The organism is Granulosicoccus antarcticus IMCC3135 (assembly GCF_002215215.1).
Lineage (GTDB): Bacteria > Pseudomonadota > Gammaproteobacteria > Granulosicoccales > Granulosicoccaceae > Granulosicoccus > Granulosicoccus antarcticus.
The window spans coordinates 3,685,210-3,705,997 of record NZ_CP018632.1 but is presented as its reverse complement, the minus strand read 5'-3'; the positions used below and the strand labels follow the sequence as shown (position 1 = coordinate 3,705,997).

At 53.6% G+C, this 20,788-nt stretch carries 16 protein-coding genes and 1 pseudogene; 7 read left to right on the top strand and 10 right to left on the bottom strand.

The annotated features are described in order from the left end of the window. Positions 1-10 precede the first annotated feature (10 nt). A complete protein-coding gene (locus IMCC3135_RS15895; RefSeq protein WP_088918523.1) occupies positions 11-3,367 on the top strand; it encodes a phospholipase D-like domain-containing protein in 3,357 nt (1,118 codons plus the stop codon). Between the two features lie 29 nt (positions 3,368-3,396). On the opposite strand, the gene IMCC3135_RS15890 is transcribed toward IMCC3135_RS15895, so the two are convergent. Both IMCC3135_RS15890 and IMCC3135_RS15885 read right to left on the bottom strand, forming a co-directional pair. After that, positions 3,397-3,660, bottom strand: a complete 264-nt coding sequence (locus IMCC3135_RS15890; RefSeq protein ID WP_205738071.1) for an FKBP-type peptidyl-prolyl cis-trans isomerase — start codon at positions 3,658-3,660, stop codon at positions 3,397-3,399. Then, positions 3,657-4,727: an RNA-guided endonuclease InsQ/TnpB family protein gene (locus tag IMCC3135_RS15885; RefSeq protein WP_088918521.1), complete on the bottom strand. Its 1,071-nt coding sequence runs from the start codon at positions 4,725-4,727 to the stop codon at positions 3,657-3,659. Before IMCC3135_RS15885 ends, IMCC3135_RS15890 begins: the two co-directional genes overlap by 4 nt. Before the next feature lie 162 nt (positions 4,728-4,889). Here IMCC3135_RS15885 and IMCC3135_RS15880 point away from each other — a divergent pair, with 162 nt between their 5' ends. Then, the gene (locus IMCC3135_RS15880; protein ID WP_088918520.1) at positions 4,890-5,351 is read left to right on the top strand and encodes a hypothetical protein; all 462 of its coding nucleotides are present in this window, start codon (positions 4,890-4,892) and stop codon (positions 5,349-5,351) included. A 45-nt stretch (positions 5,352-5,396) separates the two neighbouring features. Here the strand turns inward: IMCC3135_RS15880 and IMCC3135_RS15875 are convergent, their stop codons facing one another. Further along, entirely contained in the window at positions 5,397-6,461 is a 1,065-nt protein-coding gene (locus tag IMCC3135_RS15875; RefSeq protein ID WP_088918519.1) for an alpha/beta fold hydrolase, read from the bottom strand. 35 nt (positions 6,462-6,496) lie between these two features. On the opposite strand from IMCC3135_RS15875, the gene IMCC3135_RS15870 reads away from it, so the two are divergent. Both IMCC3135_RS15870 and IMCC3135_RS35505 read left to right on the top strand, forming a co-directional pair. Then, on the top strand, positions 6,497-6,859 hold the full coding sequence (locus tag IMCC3135_RS15870; protein ID WP_205738070.1) for a GNAT family N-acetyltransferase: 363 nt from the start codon (positions 6,497-6,499) through the stop codon (positions 6,857-6,859). A gap of 387 nt (positions 6,860-7,246) precedes the next feature. Next, positions 7,247-7,804, top strand: a pseudogene (locus IMCC3135_RS35505) (LysE family translocator); the annotation flags it as partial. Here IMCC3135_RS35505 and IMCC3135_RS15860 read toward each other — a convergent pair. Both IMCC3135_RS15860 and IMCC3135_RS15855 read right to left on the bottom strand, forming a co-directional pair. Continuing rightward, entirely contained in the window at positions 7,685-8,470 is a 786-nt protein-coding gene (locus IMCC3135_RS15860; RefSeq protein ID WP_205738069.1) for a class I SAM-dependent methyltransferase, read from the bottom strand. The pseudogene IMCC3135_RS35505 and the gene IMCC3135_RS15860 sit on opposite strands and share 120 nt — an antisense overlap. Positions 8,471-8,635: 165 nt before the next feature. Continuing rightward, positions 8,636-8,986, bottom strand: coding sequence for a hypothetical protein (locus IMCC3135_RS15855; RefSeq protein ID WP_088918517.1), 351 nt, complete (start codon positions 8,984-8,986; stop codon positions 8,636-8,638). A gap of 34 nt (positions 8,987-9,020) precedes the next feature. Between IMCC3135_RS15855 and IMCC3135_RS15850 the strand changes: the two genes are divergently transcribed. Beyond that, the gene (locus IMCC3135_RS15850) at positions 9,021-10,412 is read left to right on the top strand and encodes an amidase family protein (RefSeq protein ID WP_157736024.1); all 1,392 of its coding nucleotides are present in this window, start codon (positions 9,021-9,023) and stop codon (positions 10,410-10,412) included. 23 nt (positions 10,413-10,435) lie between these two features. Here the strand turns inward: IMCC3135_RS15850 and IMCC3135_RS15845 are convergent, their stop codons facing one another. From IMCC3135_RS15845 to IMCC3135_RS15835, 3 genes are all read right to left on the bottom strand, one after another. Further along, on the bottom strand, positions 10,436-10,837 hold the full coding sequence (locus IMCC3135_RS15845; protein ID WP_088918515.1) for a hypothetical protein: 402 nt from the start codon (positions 10,835-10,837) through the stop codon (positions 10,436-10,438). Continuing rightward, positions 10,834-11,505 (bottom strand): hypothetical protein, encoded by a 672-nt coding sequence (locus IMCC3135_RS15840; RefSeq protein WP_157736023.1) that lies wholly within the window; start codon positions 11,503-11,505, stop codon positions 10,834-10,836. Before IMCC3135_RS15840 ends, IMCC3135_RS15845 begins: the two co-directional genes overlap by 4 nt. Positions 11,506-11,628: 123 nt before the next feature. Next, a complete protein-coding gene (locus IMCC3135_RS15835) occupies positions 11,629-13,938 on the bottom strand; it encodes a phage tail family protein (RefSeq protein ID WP_088918513.1) in 2,310 nt (769 codons plus the stop codon). A gap of 192 nt (positions 13,939-14,130) precedes the next feature. On the opposite strand from IMCC3135_RS15835, the gene IMCC3135_RS15830 reads away from it, so the two are divergent. Together IMCC3135_RS15830 and IMCC3135_RS15825 are read left to right on the top strand one after the other, a co-directional pair. After that, positions 14,131-15,012 (top strand): LysR family transcriptional regulator, encoded by an 882-nt coding sequence (locus IMCC3135_RS15830; protein WP_088918512.1) that lies wholly within the window; start codon positions 14,131-14,133, stop codon positions 15,010-15,012. A gap of 146 nt (positions 15,013-15,158) precedes the next feature. Next, on the top strand, positions 15,159-18,410 hold the full coding sequence (locus IMCC3135_RS15825; RefSeq protein WP_088918511.1) for a PAS domain S-box protein: 3,252 nt from the start codon (positions 15,159-15,161) through the stop codon (positions 18,408-18,410). A 24-nt stretch (positions 18,411-18,434) separates the two neighbouring features. Here the strand turns inward: IMCC3135_RS15825 and IMCC3135_RS15820 are convergent, their stop codons facing one another. Both IMCC3135_RS15820 and IMCC3135_RS15815 read right to left on the bottom strand, forming a co-directional pair. Continuing rightward, complete coding sequence (locus IMCC3135_RS15820; RefSeq protein WP_088918510.1) at positions 18,435-19,709, bottom strand: L-fuconate dehydratase; 1,275 nt, start codon at positions 19,707-19,709, stop codon at positions 18,435-18,437. 65 nt (positions 19,710-19,774) lie between these two features. Continuing rightward, complete coding sequence (locus IMCC3135_RS15815) at positions 19,775-20,719, bottom strand: ABC transporter substrate-binding protein (RefSeq protein ID WP_088918509.1); 945 nt, start codon at positions 20,717-20,719, stop codon at positions 19,775-19,777. Positions 20,720-20,788 lie beyond the last annotated feature (69 nt).

The window sequence follows — 20,788 nt, the reverse complement described above, 5'->3', positions numbered from 1 at the left end:
GAGGACCGACATGCCATCTCTCGTCCCTGCACCATCCAGTCTCGGTCTCTTCTCGCCTGCCCTGGGCCCCATGTTCGAGACCTCGGCCGCCGACCCTGGTGATCTGCCCGAACTCCCGGTGCCGTCTCCCGATTTGTCAGTTGCGCGCCGGTTTACACCTGGCGCGATCTGGAATGCACCGGCCAATGGGACGCTGTCGTATCTGGTTGCAACGGCCAGTCGTCCTCCTGCTCTGGCGCGTTTACGACAGGCAAACGGTAGCCCGGCATTTGCCGACAATGCGCTGATCCTGCTCTTTCGTCTTTTACCCGAAGTGGCAGAGCGGTTGGGCGCTTTGTCGCAGGCGGTACCACGTCCGGATGCAACGACGGCACCGATCGACGATCAACGTACGCGACCAGTCATTACGCAGCTTGCGCTTGAACTGTCTCCCGGCACGGTAGCGAGTGTGGCGAACCTGCAGAACATTTTGCCCGCTTTCGATGCCGCTGACTTGCGTAGCGTGGCCGCCGCACTGGCGGACGATGCTGAACGCGCAGCCTATGTCGGTCTCACAACGTCAGGAGGACTAGCCAACGCGAACAAACCCGCGGCCATTCTCCGTCGTCCCGAGACAGACGAGCGGCGCTTGCTGGAGAACAACTCGACAGCTCCGATTGACGCCAAGCTCTGGACCTTCACCCGCGGTGGCCGAGCCTTTGACCCGGGCACGCTGGCCGCGATCTGGGCTCGGCTTGCCGAGAACGACTGGGACAATCTCTGGGCCGCATCGGACACCACCCGGCAACGTACAGCCCGTGTGACGGACACGCGCAGCGTCCTGTTAGTCAACGCTCATCAAGGGCCGCTGGAAGAGGCTGTGAAAAACCGCATAACCGGCAATATGACCGGATTGTTGCCGATCGAAGGCTCAGACGTTCTGTTCACAGTCGACACCACGGCGACCCCTGCCATCGCACTATCGAGCGCCGCATCTGTCGACACCGACACCGTCCCGATCCCGCGCATTGCCCCCTTGCCCGCCGGTCCCTATGCCGCGCCCGAATCCGCCACACCTTTTGCAGGATGGGCCGCCACGACGGCTCTTGCGCGTGATTTCCAGCGTATCGCCATCATGGATGTTGAGCGTCACCTGGTTGGACTCAGCCGCGTCGCTGACTCGGCGCAAGCCGATCCACGCCGACGCGTAACACCCGGACAGAACAGTGCCGATCCTCTGTTCTTACCCACCGCCGACTCTGTCGCCACCGAAGTCATGGCACGGTTCGCCGACTCCGGTGCGACCGTTGATTTCACAGCGCCTGAGCTGGATCGTGATTATGGACCACAGCCATCCGCGGTGCTGGCCGCCGGCGATGTTTTCGACAACGCTTTCGATGAACCGGTCGCAACGGCACACAGCCTCAAAGGCTCCGGAGAGCAGAGCGACTCGACAGCCCAGGGGCAGAGCATCGTGCTTCGCTTCGATACCACCCTGGTACCAGGGGCGTGGGTGCGCGCCTGGCCTGTAGGCCGCGATACGACGACAGGACGTCGGTTCCGAATGACTGGCGGCGCAGCCCTGGCCGACGCAGCAGGCAGTGCACTTATACTCTTGCCACTGCCCGACGGCGAAGCGGGTGGAGGTACGGACTCGCCCCCTTTCAGCTACGATCTTCTGCAAACGACAACAGAGGGCAGTCGCCTCTATACCGACCGTCGCGCTGACCGTCCGGCAATCGATTCCAGCGCTGGAGCGGCTGATATGGGAAACCTTGGCGCTCTGACACTCTACAGTCCGGAAACGGCAGGCGCGCCTCTTGCTGCGGCGAGCACTATCGCACCGGGGCACAGTCTTATCGCCATGGCTGGTGCTATCACGGCAGAGGATTTCACTGCCGTCGACATGACCACGCTGCGTGCCACCGATCTGAGCACAAGCCTGCCCAACAGTGCCGATGGGAGCGACCGTATCATGACCAACGCACCCGCCTTCACTCAGACAACGCCGGGCGACCTGCCTGATTCACAAGTTGCCGGAGGCCCCGAACGCTTGCACGAGACAGGCTTTCATACAGGCGCACAAGGGCAGGAAATCTACGAATTCGCCGCCTACGACTCCACCGGTAATCGCGGGGTAATTGCTGCGGTTGCAGGCCGGCGCAGATGGCACGAGGCACCTCCTGCCGCGCAAGCTCATCCAGGCGTGAACGCCGCACCGGAAATACACGGAGAAGGCCTGGGCCTTGCAGGTCCAGCGGCAGATCGATTAAGGCTTCTGATGCGAGAAAGACGCCCGAGCGACATCGTAGAATTCGTATCACTCATGGGCCGAACCTTCACCGCCGCAGAGGCTCCAACCACCGCTGGCCCCTGGAGTGCGGTTCTGGAGACGGCGGCAAAGGGCACGCATGGCGATCTGCTGATGTCGCTTATACCGGACACGGTCGATCCGGGCACCGTCTGGGATAGCGCCGATGCCGCCAACCCAGGCATCAAACAACGAATTGATTCGGTTCTGGCCAGCCTTTCGGGGGGACAGACTGTCGATGGCATCATCGACAGCACCAGCTTCGATGATGATATCGCCTCGGCTGCATTCGATCGACTCTTGGATAAACACAGAAAAGGGGCACAGGGCTTTGCCCGCGCCGCGCTAGCCGCCATCGCCCGGGCCGAGGATCTGATCTGGCTACAGACTCCGGCACTCGACGCCGATGCCTGGACCGATGCCAGTGGTGACATTCGCATTCTGCAGGCGTTGACCGATCGACTCACTGCAAACGCAGCCCTGCACCTGGTGCTGGTCCTGCCCAAGATGCATCTGCCCGATCGCAATCTGAAAGTGGACGCAGTGCGGCGATCCGGTCTGCAAAAGGCATTGGCTGACCTTGCAGCGGCGGCGGCGGAGCGTGTTGCCTGGGTCTCACCCACCGGCGGTTTGGGGCGTGATTTTCATAGCGCGGCGACAACAATGATCGTGGATGATGCGGTCCTTTTCACCGGTGCTGCCCATACTGGTCGACGTGGATTGGTATTTGATGCAGCGCTTACCGCTGCGCTCTTCGACGAGCGTCTGAGCTTCGGCCGCCCTCAAGCGGTAGTCAATGCGCGTCGCAATGCTGCCGGCGCCGTGCTTGGCGTCCAGTCATCCTATGTTCCCCTGACCGGCCCTGACCTTGTCGCCGCACTCAAAGCACAGGCCAGCGGCGGCGGGTTCGGACGCAGCGATCCGAGCGCCTACGTTCCCGGCCCCGATCCGACATCCACCGCCGACAAGGATCTCTGGAACCCAAGCGTAAGCAGCGCTACGAACTGGACTGCCTTCATAGCGCTGCTTAGCGGCGACATCGCAACCCAATTCCAGAATGGCACTCGTCCCCGTTAACGAGGATTGTGATCCTCAAAGGCCAAACTTCAGGCCGTATTGATTTCCAACAACTCAATAACAAAAATCAATACAGCGCCTGATCCAATCTGCGTTCCATTGCCACCATCCCCATATGCAAGCTCAGGTGGCATCACAAATCTATACCGACTCCCGACGCTCATAAGTTGAACGCCCTCTGCAAACCCCAATATGGTGCCGGACAGAGGGAACGTATTAGGTTCACCACGCGAATAGCTGCTTTGAATTCTCCTCTCCCTGAAGAGAAGAGGATTCTTTTCCTCTTCGCTCATTCGTAGGCTCCTTCTGCAAGGCTCTGAATTCCCAGAGCGGCAATGTTGCGGGCCGCGTTTATATCGCGATCGTGCGAGCTTCCACACTCGACACAGCTCCATTGCCTTATTCCGAGCTCTTTCAGTCCTTTCGGACCGCTGAGTGCACCGCACTCAGAACAGGTTCGGGTGGAGTATGCCTCGTTCACTTCTTGGTAGATAACCCCTGCGCTAGCGCATTTATATTCCAGGGCTCTCTTGAGGCTAGACCAACCAGCATCCAGTGCTGACTTGGCCATCGTAGTCTTTACCATCGCTTTGGATGAGACGTTTCCGACAAACACCGCCGCACTCTTTTCTACAATCCTTGTAGAAAACTGATGGATTCCGTTACTGCGACGGTTTTTTATTCTGGCGTGTATCTTCTTTGTCTGACGCTTCTTTCTTGCCCGCTGGGCCGTGGCCAACGCTTTCTCATCCGCTCGATACCAGCGCCCATGCAATACATCTGCCTCACTGGTGGTCGCAGCATCCTTGCACCCCAAGTCAATACCCATGGCGATCTTGCCCGTTGACTTCCTGATCGGTACCTCAACAGCGACGTTGAAATACCACCGACCCCGACTATCCTCACTGAATGATCCAGAGCGAAGCGTGTAACCTGCCAGTCCGTAGCTATCCCAGACACCGTAAGCTGTACCATTGAAATGCACCTGACCGTTACGCCAGCGGGCGTGACCGGTATTGAATGGCACCCAACCCAACGAGCGCCGTACTCCCCCGGACCTGCGCCACGCCAGTTTGCGCTTCCTGAACTGGATTCTTGCCTGAACGTAGGAGCCTGCTACTTTCTGCACCGTATGGCTATGCAAACCCAGCTCTTTACTGGCGCCAGTGGTGTATGAGTGAAGATCGAAGACCGAAAGAAAACAGCCCAGTTCGCGAATACTGCGCTCTGACAGCTCGTTGATGTAATTCCAGACGTAATTGACGGCTCGTGCCTGACGGGAAAGCTCAGCGGCATGTTTGTCCTTGACACGCAGTCTCAGCGTGCGCAGTTGTTTCTGATTGGAAGATGCCTGATCCATGCCTCTATCTTAACCGCGTTACACAGGCTAATTCCGTTTATTGCACCAGAAAGCTATAAATATATACAGTATTATCGTTTTCAGCTCTCACATTCGCTAGGACCCCGCCCTGAGCGCAGGCCCGGCTAAACGACGGGGTTTGCCGCTCAGTCTGATCAAATTATGGCCACAACATACAAAAACCACTTCGCAAAGGCTGTATTGCTAATAGTCATTTTTCTAACAGCTTGTTCGGCAGGACCCTCCAAGCGTTACCTTGACGGAAAATGGAATGTCTCTGAAAACATATGTTCGTCAGACCCGGACAGACCAGAGCTTGGGGATATGCGTTCTGAGTTTAGAAAATATGAATCTTATCAGTCTTCGTTCGATCGGAAAATAGCGATTTTCTATCTTGATAGAACTATTCTGAATGTATCGCAGAAGTTCAATCGCAGCGGCAGTTCAGGTGAAATGTTCTTGTATGAAAACTCTGCTGCCAACCCGGTTATAGAGACAATAAAAATTCTCAACACACGCGAACTCAACAACACCATAAAGAGCGGTATTGAGAATTTCTTTGCGAACGATCCAACTATAGATGGAAAAGATGCAGAGAGTTTTTGCCTATATCGAGGTCAATAACCAGACTGATCAAACAGACACTTGCAAAGGGCTACGCTGTTCGGTTCAATCCCTATGCGGAACAGCTGATAACCACTTGGCCAACTTGCCTTCGTAGAGCTCAGGGAAGTTCATGACTGTGCCATGGCCGGTAGTCTCATCAGTCCCTTTGATCATGAAACTTTCACCGTGGGCGATTTTGGCAAGCCCTGAAGTCAGGGTATCGAGGACTGGCGGATTGCGAGGATCATCATCAGAGTTGATGATCAGAACATGGGCCTCGATACTTTCAAGCCCTGGAACCGGATCAAAATCGCGACTGGCTCCCCACTGATACAGCGCATCATTAGCGTCGGGTACGTTGGTATCTTCATAGCGTTTATCAATCATGGCATCGACCGCTTCGCGGGTATCACCAATTGCCGAAAACTTGCGCTCTCCCAGGTAGTTGGCCGTGCTGAACCAGATCCGCCCTTCGACGAAGCTGCGCGGTGGCTCTGTGTAATTACCATCGTTGTAGCTCGGATCGCGCTGGATACTATCAACGAGCAGCTTGCGCAATGCCCAGTTGCGGCCCGACATCGGTCCGGGGAAGGCGGCCATTGGCACAACGGCATCCATGAAATCGGGATACATGATTGCCCAATCAAGCGCCATCATACCGCCCATGGAATAACCGAAAACCAGGCGCAGATGATCAATTTCGAAATGCTTGGTCAGCAGCTCATATTGTGCATTGACCATGTCGTGGTAGTTGTATGTCGGAAAATCAGCTTTCAGGCCGTCTGACGGTTTGCTCGACTCCCCAGTACCCAGCGCATCGGGAGCGATGAAGAAGTACTTCTCGGCATCTAATGCCCGGCCGGCGGCGAACAACACTTCCTTGAACTGGTCCGGCAGCATTTTGCCCCCATTCCCATGGGTACCATGCATGAGCAGCACCGGCTCTCCCTCTGGATTACCGTAAGTTGTGTAGGCCAGTTTGACCTCCTCCAGCACTTCACCATTCTCGAGTGTCAGACTATCAAGAACGTAGCTTCCAGCTTGCGGTTCCTGAGCCTGAACTGCCACACAAAAGGTACTCAGGGCCAATCCCGCTACTGCGACGATCGAACTGGTTTTTCTCAACATCGATTACTTCTCCTTCCAGGGGGATTGAAGTTACCATGAATATGGTTCAGGTACAGTGGGTCAAAATTCGCCGGGGCATGAAGAATTCAAAGTGGCTGAAATTGATAATAATTCGCGACTACATTGAAAGTGACGCCGAAGAATTGTGGAAACTATTTTTCAATACAATTCGTAACATCAACCGCCGTGACTATTCTCAATCACAGGTTGAGGCCTGGGCGGTCGATTCCTTCGATTCAGAATATTGGCAAAAGCGCATGAATGGCCTATCGCCATTCGTCGCAGAAATTGAGGGTGTGATCGTTGGCTACACTGACTTGCAAAGCGATGGACTGATAGACCATTTCTTCTGTCATGGTGAGCCCATAGTGCCTCCAGCACTCAACGATACGGCTTAGCCAACTGCAAGGATGCAGCTCCTTCAGAGCATAGAACACACAATGACCGAAACTCAAAGACATAAGCTAATCGCTGTGGATTGCGACGGCACGCTATTCGATGCCGATGGCTACCCATCGCAACGAAGCTGTATCGCAACGAAGCTGTGAGGTGATACAGCGAGTAGTCGATGTCGCCTTCGGCTGGGAAACAGGCAGTGGAAAATGCAGTAACCATGTCCAATACCGACCATGGCGTGGCCCATTACCTTGAAAATCTGTTGAATACTGGTGTCCTCTGAAGAATGCACGCGATAATACGATTGCACACAGCTTCATCTGCAAGACGCAATCAGTCCACAAACAACCGTTGCCCACAAACCATTCGTTCTGGTTTACAGTTGACCCATGATTGATCAAACAACTTTAATAACCTACCTGGCAATCTTGCTCGGATTCGTGATCATCCCGGGACCAGCGGTGCTTCTGACGCTTGCGCGGGCGTCATCCTCTGGAACTCGCGTCGGCGTTGCTACTGGTTTAGGCATCGCCGCGGGAGATCTGACACACACGGTGCTAGCGGTTGTTGGAATATCTGCTGTTGTGATGGCTTCAGCAATCCTTTTCACCGTTCTGAAGTATCTAGGGGCAGCCTATCTTGTCTACTTGGGAATACGGGCAATTCTCGACAGAGTTGAACCTGACTACTCCGGTGGCAGTCGTACGTTGAGTGCAACGCTTGCATTTCGTCAAGCGGTATTCGCAGAAATACTCAACCCCAAGTCAGCAATGTTCTTCCTCGCGTTTCTTCCTCAATTCGTAAAACCTCAGAATGGTGCTGTGTGGCTACAGCTGATTCAGCTTGGTGTTCTTTTCGTTGTAATAGGATTGTTGACTACGATGGTAGTCGCTGTAAGCGCCGGGCGTATAGGAGTCTATTTGCGCAGAAATCCGACAATTGCAAAATGGCAGGGTAAATTCGTAGGTAGTATTTACTGCGCACTCGGATTCCGAGTAGCTTTGCAAGAACGTTAGATCCGCTGTAGTACCAGTTTCGACCAGGTAGGGTTCAGCAACAGACTCACCCTGGGTTTGAAACAGCAGTTCAATCGAGTACTTGCTTGCAAGTTGTATCGTCTCATTACACGACACATCGAACATTCGTCGATAATTCGGGATCGGCCCATGTCGCAAGCTGATGAAAAGCTTCGATCCGACATGAGTCAGCTTGGAGATGCTTTCCATGGCAATCTCGCGTTGGCCTTTGTCAAGATGCATCCATACCGCATTGAGAATGACGACATCAAAAGTGGACTGCAAGCTCAAGAGCTGCGAAAGCTCAGGAAGGCTATCGTCGATCCACTCTATATTTTCAGACGGATGCAACTCCTTGGCAGGTTCCCTGAGCTCAGCCGTTGGTTCGACAGCAACAACCTGATGGCCAATTTGCGCCAGGTAAGCGGCGTCTCGACCGGTGCCAGAGCCGATATCGACGATCGTTGAGGAGACTTCCGGAAAATAGCTCCGCACAGCGGCATAAACATCCTCGAAGCTATTCCTCTCATAGCGATCGAGCAATATAGCAGCCTCTTCTGCGTAGCCCTCGGTGCCACTCACTACCTTTGAATTCATCTTTACCAGATTGAGTGAAAAGCCCGGTCCTTCAGGGCGGGGATGTAAACTCACACTGATTGTGCTTTCGCCACATCGATACATCGTGACCCTTGGGTATATTAGTACAAGGATCTATTGAAGAGTATCCCCGCACTTTGTTGTAAATCTGAATTTGTTGCCTGGTCAATATGTGAGGGGTTTTGAGATGTGTAGACAAATGAATGAAACGCAACTGAGAGCGTTTTTTTCAATAGCTATCAGCATTGTTTTCAAGTCTGTCTCGGTCGGAAGATCATGCTGAAAACGTGCTTCAAGCTCTCCCTCAAGCATGATTAATCGCTTCCCATTCTCAATTGCCTGTTCCCTCATCTCGTCATGCAATATTTGAATTTCATTCAATTGATCGCCAGTTAGTTCGATTTCATTTTCAAGCTCCAGGAGATGCGCTGGGCCTGGCAATCCGTTGAGCTCGGCCACCTTGGCCAAACCCCACTGACCACCGCGTTCCAGCTCGGCAATATTCTCGGGCGACAAGCTCTTGATTGCACGTTTTTCCTGAGCGGTGCTATTGCGTGCACGGCAGATCTCTTCAAAACAGCTTGTCGAACTCTATCTGGCCAGAATCGAACGGATCAATCCACAGCTCAACGCTTTCACGAACATCTTCGATGAGCAGGCCCGCACAGCGGCTGTCCATGCCGATCATCTACTGGCCACTGAAACGCCTGAGAGCATCGCTTTGCGGATGCCGCTACTCGGTGTTCCGATCGCCTTGAAGGATGAGATGGAAGTCAGCGGACTGACCGCCCAGCACGGAACCTGCGCTTACTCGGAAAACGCTTGCGCTGACGCAACACATTGGCGTCGACTGCGAGAAGCTGGCGCAATTCTGCTTGGCAAGACAACCCTGCCCGAGCTGGCAATATGCGGATTCACCGAGTCGCAGACCTGGGGTGCGACCCGTAATCCCTGGAACACAGCTTACACGCCAGGTGGCTCAAGCGGCGGCTCAGGGGCTGCGGTCGCCGCCGGCCTGATCGGTGCGGCATCCGCCTCCGACGGTGCAGGCTCAATCCGAATACCTGCCGCTTGCAACGCTCTTTTCGGTCTGAAACCACAGCGTGATCGGATCAGTCTTGCGCCGCATCGCTCACAATGGCTTGGTCTGTCGGTCAACGGATGTCTGACCCGTCGCGTGCGCGACACAGCGCTGTGGATGGACATCGCCCACGGCCCCGAACCAGAGTACACCTGTTCACCACCCCCGCCTGCTGGCACCTACTCAGAGGCCGCCACTCGCGATCCGGGCAAACTGAGAATCTGCTGGAGCCTGAGCACACCCAGGGCAGTTGTACCACCGCTCCGCTATCCATTAATTGAGGCAGCCCTCGAACGGGTTGTCCGAGCATTCGGCCGGCTGGGCCACCGGACCAGCCAACGCGACCCCGACTGGGGAATGATCGGTTACGACTGCATGAACGTCTACCTGAAGGCCATTGAGAGCGAGTACGATCAGGTACCTCACCCCGAACGCCTCGAACCACGGACCCGGGGTTTCAAACGTCTTGCCCGCCTGATACCCGCACCACTACTGCGCCGCTCGCAAGCCCGAGAGTCTGGACATGCCGAGCGAATCAACGCAATCTTCAAGCACTGCGATGTCCTGCTCACCCCAGTCACTGCGATACCAGCGGTTAAAGTCGGGCATTGGGCAAACCAGGGAGCGCTTCGCACCGTAGCCGGCATGAGCCGGGCCTATCCACACACGATTGCCTGGAACTACCTTGGTCAGCCCGCAGCATCAATCCCGGCGGGCCACACAGCAGAGGGTTTGCCTGTGGCGGTACAGCTCGTCGTACCACCCAATCGGGAGGAGCTGCTGATCTCACTCGCAGCGCAACTCGAGGACGAGCTTGACTGGCCAGCACGCTGGCCGCCGCTGGCAAACCTGGAATCATGACCGACACGGACCTGAACAAGCAACTACGGCAATACCAATGTCGTGGTGTAATCATCGCTCAGGCGATGCGGGTTATTGCTATCTGCCACCAAAGTCTCATCAGAGTCCCAACGGCCAGACCTGTTGGCATCAACAAATGCATAAATCCAGATGTCAGGATCCGGTGAGCAGCAGATCTCGGTGACCAAGGTACCCTCCTCGTCAACCGGCAACGTCATCATGCTGCTTGACTGGCTTTGCTGAACCGGCGTTTTCGCAATGATTATATTAACGTCAGCGATCGCCTCAATACCAATCTGATCACCCGGAACTACCGTTACTCGCAGCTGGTAGGCGAACGAACATGCCGAAAGCACAACAGCTGCACCTGGCAGGATGATCCATCCAACATATCGCAATACTTTTTTGACATGAAATTGGCTCACCGGAATTCTTTCGATAGCGATGGTAAGGGTTCGTCAATATTACCGACCACACGAAACTTCTGCCAGGCTAAGCTCACACTCCGATCATCCTGTTTAGCGACGACCTTATCGATTGCAAGCATCCAGTTCCCAACCGACGACGGTCGATCAACGACCAAGGATTCAGCTGCTATCTGAGCCAGCGCTGTATTGTCACGCGTTCTGGCGGCACTGTCTGTTGTGCCTATAAACGCTCGCACCAGACCGCTCTGCACGAGCCTGATCCCAAATGCACTCTGGCCAAATATTGCATTGCACGACCAGCTGACCAAAACTCCTATCGGCTCATTCAGGCGCATGTCCTCAAGCGCAATTCCATGATACCCGTCGAAACCGATATCGCTGGCATGACCGAAATAGGCAACCAGCCCCGCGCCTGAGACTACTGCCAAAGCTTCATCTCGAATGCAACGATCAGCACACACATCATGTACTGTGCCGATCGGTTTTACACGACGCTTCCAGCGACGCGCTATGCCAGTGTAGGGCTCATCCCATTGCGCAAGAATGCAAATGCGCTGTCGGTCCACATTGCCATGCACTGGCAGCGCTAACGTAGCTGTCCTGGTCTGCGTTTGTCGCGGAATGTAGAATGCCACTGCCACACCCCGCTCAACCGGTCGCTTCACTTGGCGCCTGACCTCTGCCTGATTTCGGCCGACGATCACCCTTGTGCAATCGTCAGCCTTACCCCTGGACCGGGACCCACATTCCTCATTCGATACTATCGCGACATTAGCCAACACAAGCATTTAGCCTCCGATGGGACCCACTACCAGCAAATCCGGATCGACCCGTGCAAGTTCCACGGGAATCAACGGACTTATCCGGTTAAGGCGTTGACCACGCTTGAAGACCTGACGCGCATAGGGCTCTAACAGTTTGACTGGATTGGTATCAACTCCCGGACCAAATTTACCTGACCAGTAACGATCGACGATCGTTGCTTGCTGCTCGGGATTAAACGCGGAGAATTGACCGTTTTTCAACATCAGTTCCTGATCAGTTACCCGATACGCATTCTTACCGAGCGTAAACTGCGCATGCAATGCATCAACCGCATAAATCGGCCCGCGCATCTGAGCCTGCCAGACATGTGTCAACTCGTGAATGAGCACCTTCGTTGAAATGGTCGCACCACTCTTGAAGTTGATGATATACATGGTGGTGAATGGTCGCCCCCCATTGAATGTCAGAATAATATCAGCCGGAATTGATGCCACTGCGATACGAACACGTTTTAAATCGATCGAAACACCAAACACCTTGGTCGCTTCTCGCCTCTCGGCCTTGGTCAGCTTGCGATGTCCACCAAAGACTTCCAATATTGCACTGAATGCCGCAACCAGAATCGCACCACCCAGCTTTAGCGCTTCGACAGCTATCTTCTTCAGGCTTTTTCCCAGAGCCTTGATTGCCTCGAAAAAGTTTCGGTACTTCCCCGTTGCCACGTTTTTCAAGATGGCGATGACTGATTTGGTGAAATTCGCACCGGCCGCCCATAAGGCTTCCAACAAAGTTCTTGCCGCCGACACCGTTCGCACAACGAATCCCTTTATGATCTGACCCATTTTTTTGGTCACCTTATACAAGGCGTCAATCAATTTCCTGATTTTGGCGGTCTTGAATGCCGCAATACGCCGGGCTATCGCCAATACCTTTTTTCCAGCGTCAATGAGGCCGCGCATTGCTGCCTGGATCATATTCGCCGCCTTTTTGCCGATAAATTCAAGCACAGCACTGATTGCCTGGCCGGCGGCAACGATCGCTCGCGTCAGCCGACGAACCGCTGCTGCAGAGAGCCGCACGGCTGCCGCCAGAATATCTGCAACCTGCTTGCCCAATCGCAACAATTCATTCACAACCTTTAGCGCAGCGGCATGTGCCATACCAGCTACGATGGCCACAATTTCTGAGAGACGCCTCCCCAGTGCCACAAGTGCTCCAACAACCTTTCGAATAACGGATGTCGCAGCCTTGACTGCTTCTGCCAGGATAGCCCCCACCGACTTGCCCAGTTGCATGAGCGCCTCTAGCAGGCGCCTTACACTAGCGTCAGCCAGGCCAGCAACGGCTTTGATTATTTCACCAAGCCGTCGCCCGATAGCGATGAGTGCATTTAGCGCTTTTGCCAGCGATGCGACTGCCAGATCGGCAATGTCCCCGACAATATTCAGTACACTTTTGCCAGCGGCTACCAACGCCGCTAAAGTACGACGAAGCACTGCGCTCGCTTGCCCGGCCGCCCAACTAACAATTGATTTTATTCGACGACCGACCTCCAGAAGGGCGCGTATGTATTTATTTAATGAAGCCTGTGCCAACTTGGCGGCTTCAGCCAGAATACGAGATAAGGAGACACCGGCTCGAATGAGTCCATTGACGAAATCGCGTATCTTGCTGGAAGACCAGTTTGCTACTTCCTTGATCGCATCACCCAGTTTTGTCACTGCGGCATCCAGCGCATCGCCAACGGTCTTGATCGCACCTTTTACCCAGTTCCCAACCTTCTTCAAGCCTTTTCCGATTTTGCCAAATATTCCATCCTGGCCTGCTACGGCTGTGTCGTTTTCATCCAGAAATTTCGATGCCTCAGCGATCCAGCTGGCAACATCACTTGCTTTACCGCCAGCCTTGAAAAAGTCGAGCATGACAGCACGTGCATCAGTGGGAGACATGCCACCAATGTTATGCACAACAAACTCGGATCGACGCTTCGCGATCATGGACTTCATAACCGAACGACGACGCGGTGCGGCACTCACTCTCGCCACATTCATGAGCAAGCTGGCATTCTGAAAAATCTTTGCATCATCGTCCCAGGTATCAATAAACGCCTGAGTGAGCGTTTCACCTTTCTTGCTCGACTCATCGAATGCATGCGTAATCACACCAGACATCGACTGTGCGCTGAAACGCTGTTTCACCAGTGAGGCACGCACCTTGGCTTTGGAAGAGTAATCAATCTTGTCGGCCTTTTTTATTAATGCCGCGGACAGACTGAGCTTGGGTTTTGTTCCGAGTACTGCCTGAAACTGCTTGGAGGAAATGAGCGTTGGCATGGTACTACTCCATTAACGAGTTAATAAAATACTAGCACCCCACTTCATATGATCAGCCCGATGTGAAAGCAAACTAGACGAATTATAGGCAAATAGACCTACGTCTAGTGCGATAGATATTAAGCATGACTATCCATATTTGTCATCCAGATATATACTTGAAAATTATTCACCATTCTCCATAAACTGATAATGAACTGGGACGATCTGAAATACTTTCTGGCAGTTGCACGCGAAGGGCAAATACTGAGAGCTTCGAGAAAACTCGATGTCTCGCAAGCCACTCTCAACCGACGGATCAGTAACCTGGAACAGGATCTGGGCAAGAAGCTGTTTGATCGCTCGACCACCGGCTGCATGCTTTTGCCGCCCGGCCAGGTGCTGCTGGCACATGCTGAACGGATCGAGAACGAGATGATTCAGACTACGGCCGATTTAAAGGATGATGTGCAGACACTTTCTGGCACAGTGCGCATTGGGGCTCCCGATGGTTTCGGTATCAGCTTCCTCGCCCCACAACTGCATCGGCTCGCAGAACAACACCCTCAACTTCAGATACAGCTGGTCCCCATGCCACGCGTCTTTTCCCTGTCTCAACGTGAAGCTGATATTGCCATTACCATAGGGCGACCAAAGAAAGGACGATTGCGTGTCAGGAAACTTACAGACTACTCGTTGAGATTGTATGCCTCGCGAAACTATCTCAAACAGTGGGGCACGCCACAGCAACTCAGCGATCTGAGCGACCACCGCCTCGTTGGTTATGTCGAGGACTTGATTTTCTCCTCCGAGCTCGAATACAACAAACAGATCTTCAGCAACTGGCGATCGGCTATTGAAATCTCAGGTGTCATCGGTCAGTTCGAAGCCGTACGCGGGGGCGCCGGAATCGGCGTCTTGCATGACTTCATGGCAGGTGGGCAACGCTCCCTCATTCCCGTCCTGCCAGATGAATCGACACTTTCCAGAAGCTACTGGATGGTCTGGCATGAGAGCCTGAAGAACAGTCGCCGTGTTCAGGTCGTTGTGGAATTTCTGACTCAGGCCGTCAAAGAGTCCGCTGATCAGTTTTAAAGCAGCTGGACACAACCTGGACTTCCCTCTCCTGCTGCTTACCAGCTGTGTAGCTCTCTGGATAGAGACAGGGCGCGTATACATGTTAAATTGGGGTATTGATGCGATATTCCTGAGTCTATGGATTCCACAAACAAGTCCGAGCAATGACCCAACTCACCGTCTCTCTTAAAGAGCTACCGCTTCGAAAATTCCTACAGGTCGCGCCAGACACCCTATTGAGTGAGGCAGCCCGCCAGATGGACAACGACGGCTTGGATACGGCCCTGGTCATGCAAGGCCAAAACCTGTTAGGCATACTGGGCTCCAGAGACCGGCTCAGGGCTTTTCATCAACAGACTCCTCCAAACACACCTGTGCGTGAGCTGATGAATTCGGCTCATTGTTCGCTCAAGCAGAACACGTTTATCACAGACGCATGCAGCCACTTGCTTCAGCATGCAGCCTCCGAGCTAGTCATTACCAATGAGCTGGGAATGCCACTGGGCCTGATAGGCGAAAGTGAATTACTGCAATATATAACCCCTTTCCTGACAAACGATACGCAGGCAAACAAGGACTGGGTGTTACAACACGCCTCTAAGCGCATGGAGGCAGACAAGCAGCTTCACACTCTCAAGCGGCAGACTGATCTGTTAAGCCGGTTCGCCGCCGCCTTGATCAACTTGCCGGCGGATGATATCGATCCTGTGGTCAACCATGCCCTGATGGAGATGGGTGAACTGGTACAGGTCGACCGGGCCTACATCTTTCACTATGACTTCGACACTGACACCGCCTGCAACACCCATGAATGGTGCGCATCGGGCATCAGCCCGCAGATCCATAACTTGCAAGTCCTTCCCATTCAAGAGCTTTCAGACTGGGTCTGCAAACACAAGCGTTCTGAAAACGTGGTCGTTGACGATTTCAATTTATTGCCGCCAGGCATGATGCGCGAGGTTATGGAACAGCAGGACATAAAGAGCATGGTTTGCCTGCCAATCCTGGGCAATGAGGGCTGTATCGGCTTTCTTGGCTTCGACTCGGTGCGATCAAAACGTCAATATGCCCCAGAGGATCTGGAGGTCCTGGAACTGTTTGCAAGAACGCTAGCCAACTATCGCGAACGTTTGATAGCCGAACAAAAACTGGCCAACAACGAGGCCAACTTTCACGCCTTTTTTGATCAAACCCAGGACCTGCTCTTCGTTCTCTCCCAGCAGGGCGATATTGTTCAGTGCAACACGCAAGCAACCCAGCGGCTGGGCTTTTCCATGGAGGAGTTGTACGGAAAACCTGTGTTGCAGCTACATCCAGACGAGAACCATACCGAGGCTGCCCAGATTGTTGCGGACATGGCCAAGGGCAAGACTGACTGTCACGCCATTCCGATGCAGACCCGATTCGGGCAGCAGGTTCCAATGGAAACCCGTGTCGTTGCTGGGCAATGGAACGGCATTCCCGCCCTGTTCATGGTTTGCCGGGATCTGTCTGACATCACCTCTTCGGAGGAAAAATTCTCCAAAGCCTTTCATCTCAGCCCAATGCCGATGGCTATTTCGGATGTACAGAACGGAACGTTTCTGGAAGTCAATGAAGCCTTCTTTCATGTCACAGGTTACGACACCCATGAGGTTGTTGGAAAAAATGTGGCCGCCATGAACCTGTTCGGCGATCTGAAGTTGTGGGGTCATATCATCGAGCAATTGCAGCAACAGGGCCAGGTGAATAATATCGAATTCCCGTTGCGAACCAAACAAGGAGATATTGTTTACGGCCTGCTCAGCGCCGCTCTTCTCGAGCTTCAAGGCCGTCAGGTGATGATCTCCCAGTTGCTGGATATCACGGCTCGCAAAACGGCGGAGGAAGCGCTGGTCAACGAGCGGCTGCTACTGCGAACCTTGATAAATTCACAGCTGAACCTGGTCTGGCTCAAGGATCCTGAGGGCGCCTATCTGGCCTGTAACTCTCGGTTTGAATCACTCTATGGCCACACTGAATCCGAGATTCTGGGCAGGACCGATATTGAATTTGTCAATCAGGAGTGGGCGGAGTTCTTCCGAAAAAACGACCACCTGGCCATCAAGGCGGGCAAACCCCGCATTAACGAGGAGACACTAACCTTTGCCTCCAACGGATACCAGGGACTTTTTGAAACCACCAAAACACCTATATTCAATGGCCAGCAAAAACTGCTGGGGGTGCTGGGTGTTGCCAGGGAAATTACCCACGCACGACATGCTGAACAGGAGCGCCGACGCATGGAGCGCGAATTGCACCAATCGCGCAAAATGGAGGCTCTGGGCCAGCTCACAGGTGGCGTAGCCCACGAGTTCAACAATATGTTGGCCATCATTTTGGGGTATAAGGATTTATTGCAAGCCAAGCTGGACCCCTCAACCGATTCCTCCATTAACATCTGGCTCGATCATATCGACGTAGCCGGGGTCAGGGCAAAAGAACTGGTCCGACAGCTACTCAGCTTCAGCCGCCCCAACGAGAAACAACCCAAACGCATTAACCTGGAAATCGGAGTTCGCAAAGCCATAGCTCTGAGCCAAAGTAGCCTGCCCAGCAGCATCGAAATCGACTACCGACCGGACCCTGAACTGCCCGACGTACAGCTTGATATCGGTGAGTTGCAGCAGATGCTGACTAACGTGCTGGTGAATGCCCGTGATGCCATGGATGGGAAAGGTCGAATTGAAGTGACTCTTCAACACACGCGACATACCGAACAGGAATGTCAGCTCTGCCATACCTTGATTGAAGGTTATTGGGTAGAGCTGTGTATTGCAGACGACGGCCCCGGCATTTTCCCAGAGCAACTCTCACGCATCTTTGAACCGTTCTATACCACTAAAGCGGTGGGAAAAGGTACGGGTCTGGGACTGTCGCTGGTGCACAGCATCATGGAGCACAACGGCGGTCATATTCTGCTGGACAGCCGGCCAGGAGAAGGCACTCGATTTTGCCTGTTATTCCGCCCTCTGGACGATGAAGCACTCAAATCCATACCGATGCACACCCCGGTAGAAACGCCTTCTCTCAAAGCTGGCAGGGTTCTGGTGGTGGATGATGAGCCGGCACTGACTGAATTTCTGAAAGAGACACTCGAATTACAAGGCTTGCAAGTCATAGCCCTGAACGACAGCCGAGAGGCACTGGATCTTCTGCTCGAACCAGAGCAACAATTCGATCTTCTGATTACCGACCAGACAATGCCCGGAATGCTGGGTACAGAGTTAGCCACCCAGGCGAAAAATCACCTGGGCGACTTGAAAGTAATTCTATGCACCGGTCATAGCGAACAGATCAACGCAGACAATGCCGCAGAGTTTGGTATCGATAGCTTCCTGAAAAAACCCATTGGCATACAAGACATTGTCATTGCCATAGACAACTTATCGAAATAGTCCAGCCATCATGCCCATGTAACATCAGCCCTTGAACGTATACTGAGCAATCGAATCAGGTTTCATTTCGATAGAAAACCCGGGCAGCTCCGGTGGCATATAAGCCGCATCACGAATTACACACGGGTCAACAAAGTGCTCGTGCAGATGGTCAACAAACTCGATGACGCGACCCTCTCGGGTTCCTGCGATACACAGATAATCGATCATGGACATGTGCTGAACATACTCGCACAGACCCACACCGCCTGCATGCGGACAGACCTTGAGATCGTATTTGGCTGCCATCAGCATGACTGCCAATACCTCGTTAAGCCCACCCATCCGACAACTATCGATCTGTACGACATCAATAGCACCACGCATGATCAACTGCTTGAATATGATCCGGTTCTGACACATTTCACCAGTGGCAACCTGAACCGGAGCCACAGCTTCGCGGATTTTGCGGTGACCTTCAATATCATCCGGACTGGTCGGCTCCTCGATAAACCACGGCTTTGCAAAGGATAGTGCCTGAATCCATTCGATTGCCTGATCCACTTCCCACACCTGATTGGCGTCGATCATCAGGATGGCATCCGGACCACACTCGTCACGAGCAATGGTCAGACGACGTATATCGTCCTGTAGGTCATGGCCCACTTTCATCTTGATGTGCTTGAATCCGGCATCAATAGCATCACGGCAGAGTCGACGTAACTTCTCATCGTCATAGCCGAGCCATCCGGCAGATGTTGTGTAGCACGGATAGCCTTCGTTCTTGAGCGTAGCAATACGCTCAGACTTGCCTTCGGCCTGTCTGGTCAGAAAATCGATCGCCCATTCCGGTGTTATACAGTCAGTCAGGTATCGAAAATCAATGCAGCGCACCAACTCTTCAGGACTCATCTCGGCTACCAATTGCCAGACCGGCTTGCCCTCCTGCTTGGCCCATAGATCCCAGACGGCATTGACTACGGCACCGGTTGCCAGGTGGATGGCACCCTTATCGGGTCCGATCCAGCGTAATTGACTATCCGATGTGATGTGCCGCCAGAATCGCCCCATATCAGCCTCGACCCAGTCCATGTCAAGACCAACCACCAGCGGACGCAGCGCATCGATTGCTGCTGTGCAAATTTCATTTCCGCGGCCGATAGTGAAGGTCAGACCGTGCCCCTCATGTCCGCCATCGGTCTCCAGAATGACATACGCCGCAGAGTAGTCTGGATCAGGATTCATCGCATCTGAGCCATCCAGCGACTGCGACGTAGGAAAGCGTACATCGACAGTACGCAGGGTGGTAATTTTAGTCATCGAACCGTATCCAGGAAGTTAGGGCGGGCCCGGCCAGTCGTACAGCCGGACCCTGTCTGATAAAATCAATCGTAAAGGACAGCCGCTATCTCAGGGTCGTCGATATTGTTGGCATCGTAGTAGTAAAAGCCAGTATCGATAACCTCGGGGACAGACTCACCCTTGATCGTCAGGACAGCTGCCTTGACCGTTTCATAGCCAATGCCAACAGGGTTCTGAGTGATGGCACCTACCATCAAGCCGGAACGAATGGCCTCTTTCTGAGCAGCTCCACTGTCAAAACCGATGATCACGATATCCTTCGCACCGCTTTCACGTACGCCATTGACCACACCAATAGCAGAGCCTTCATTGGTACCGAAGATACCCTTGAGCTCAGGATTGGCAGTCAGGATGGACTTGGCAATTTCAGTCGATTGCAACTGATCGCCAGCACCGTATTGAATGGTGACCACTTCGATATCAGGGTAAGTATCAGCGATCCGGTTAACGAAACCATCGCGACGATCAACACCGGTGCTGCTGGTCTGGTCGTGCGCAATAACAGCGACTTGCCCTGCTCCGCCAATGAATTCAGCCATCTTGTCAGCTGCCAGTGCCGCAGCTGCACTGTTGTCCGTGGTCGCCGTGGATACGGGAATATCACTGGCAACACCACTGTCAAATGCCACAATCGGGATACCGGCCTCGTTTGCCTTTCTCAGCAGTGGAATTGCCGCCTGACTATCGAGTGCTGCAAATCCTATGGCATCAGGTGATTTGGCCAAAGCAGCTGCCAACATGTCAATCTGACGATCGACCTGAGCTTCGCTATCCGGACCTTCAAAGGTCACTTCAACACCAAACTCTTCTGCAGCCTGATCAGCTCCTGCTTTCACCGCTTGCCAGAACTGGTGCTGAAAGCCCTTGGAGATCATCGGAATGTAGAGCTTATCCTGAGCCTGGGCCAGTGTTGTACCGGACAATAGCGCGGTGGCAACAAGTGCGCCCAACAAATTACGTCTCTTCATGGTTTTAATTCCTCTATGTTTTTTTAGTGTGAACAGAAACACCAACCGCTTCTGTCTGATTATCGAGCC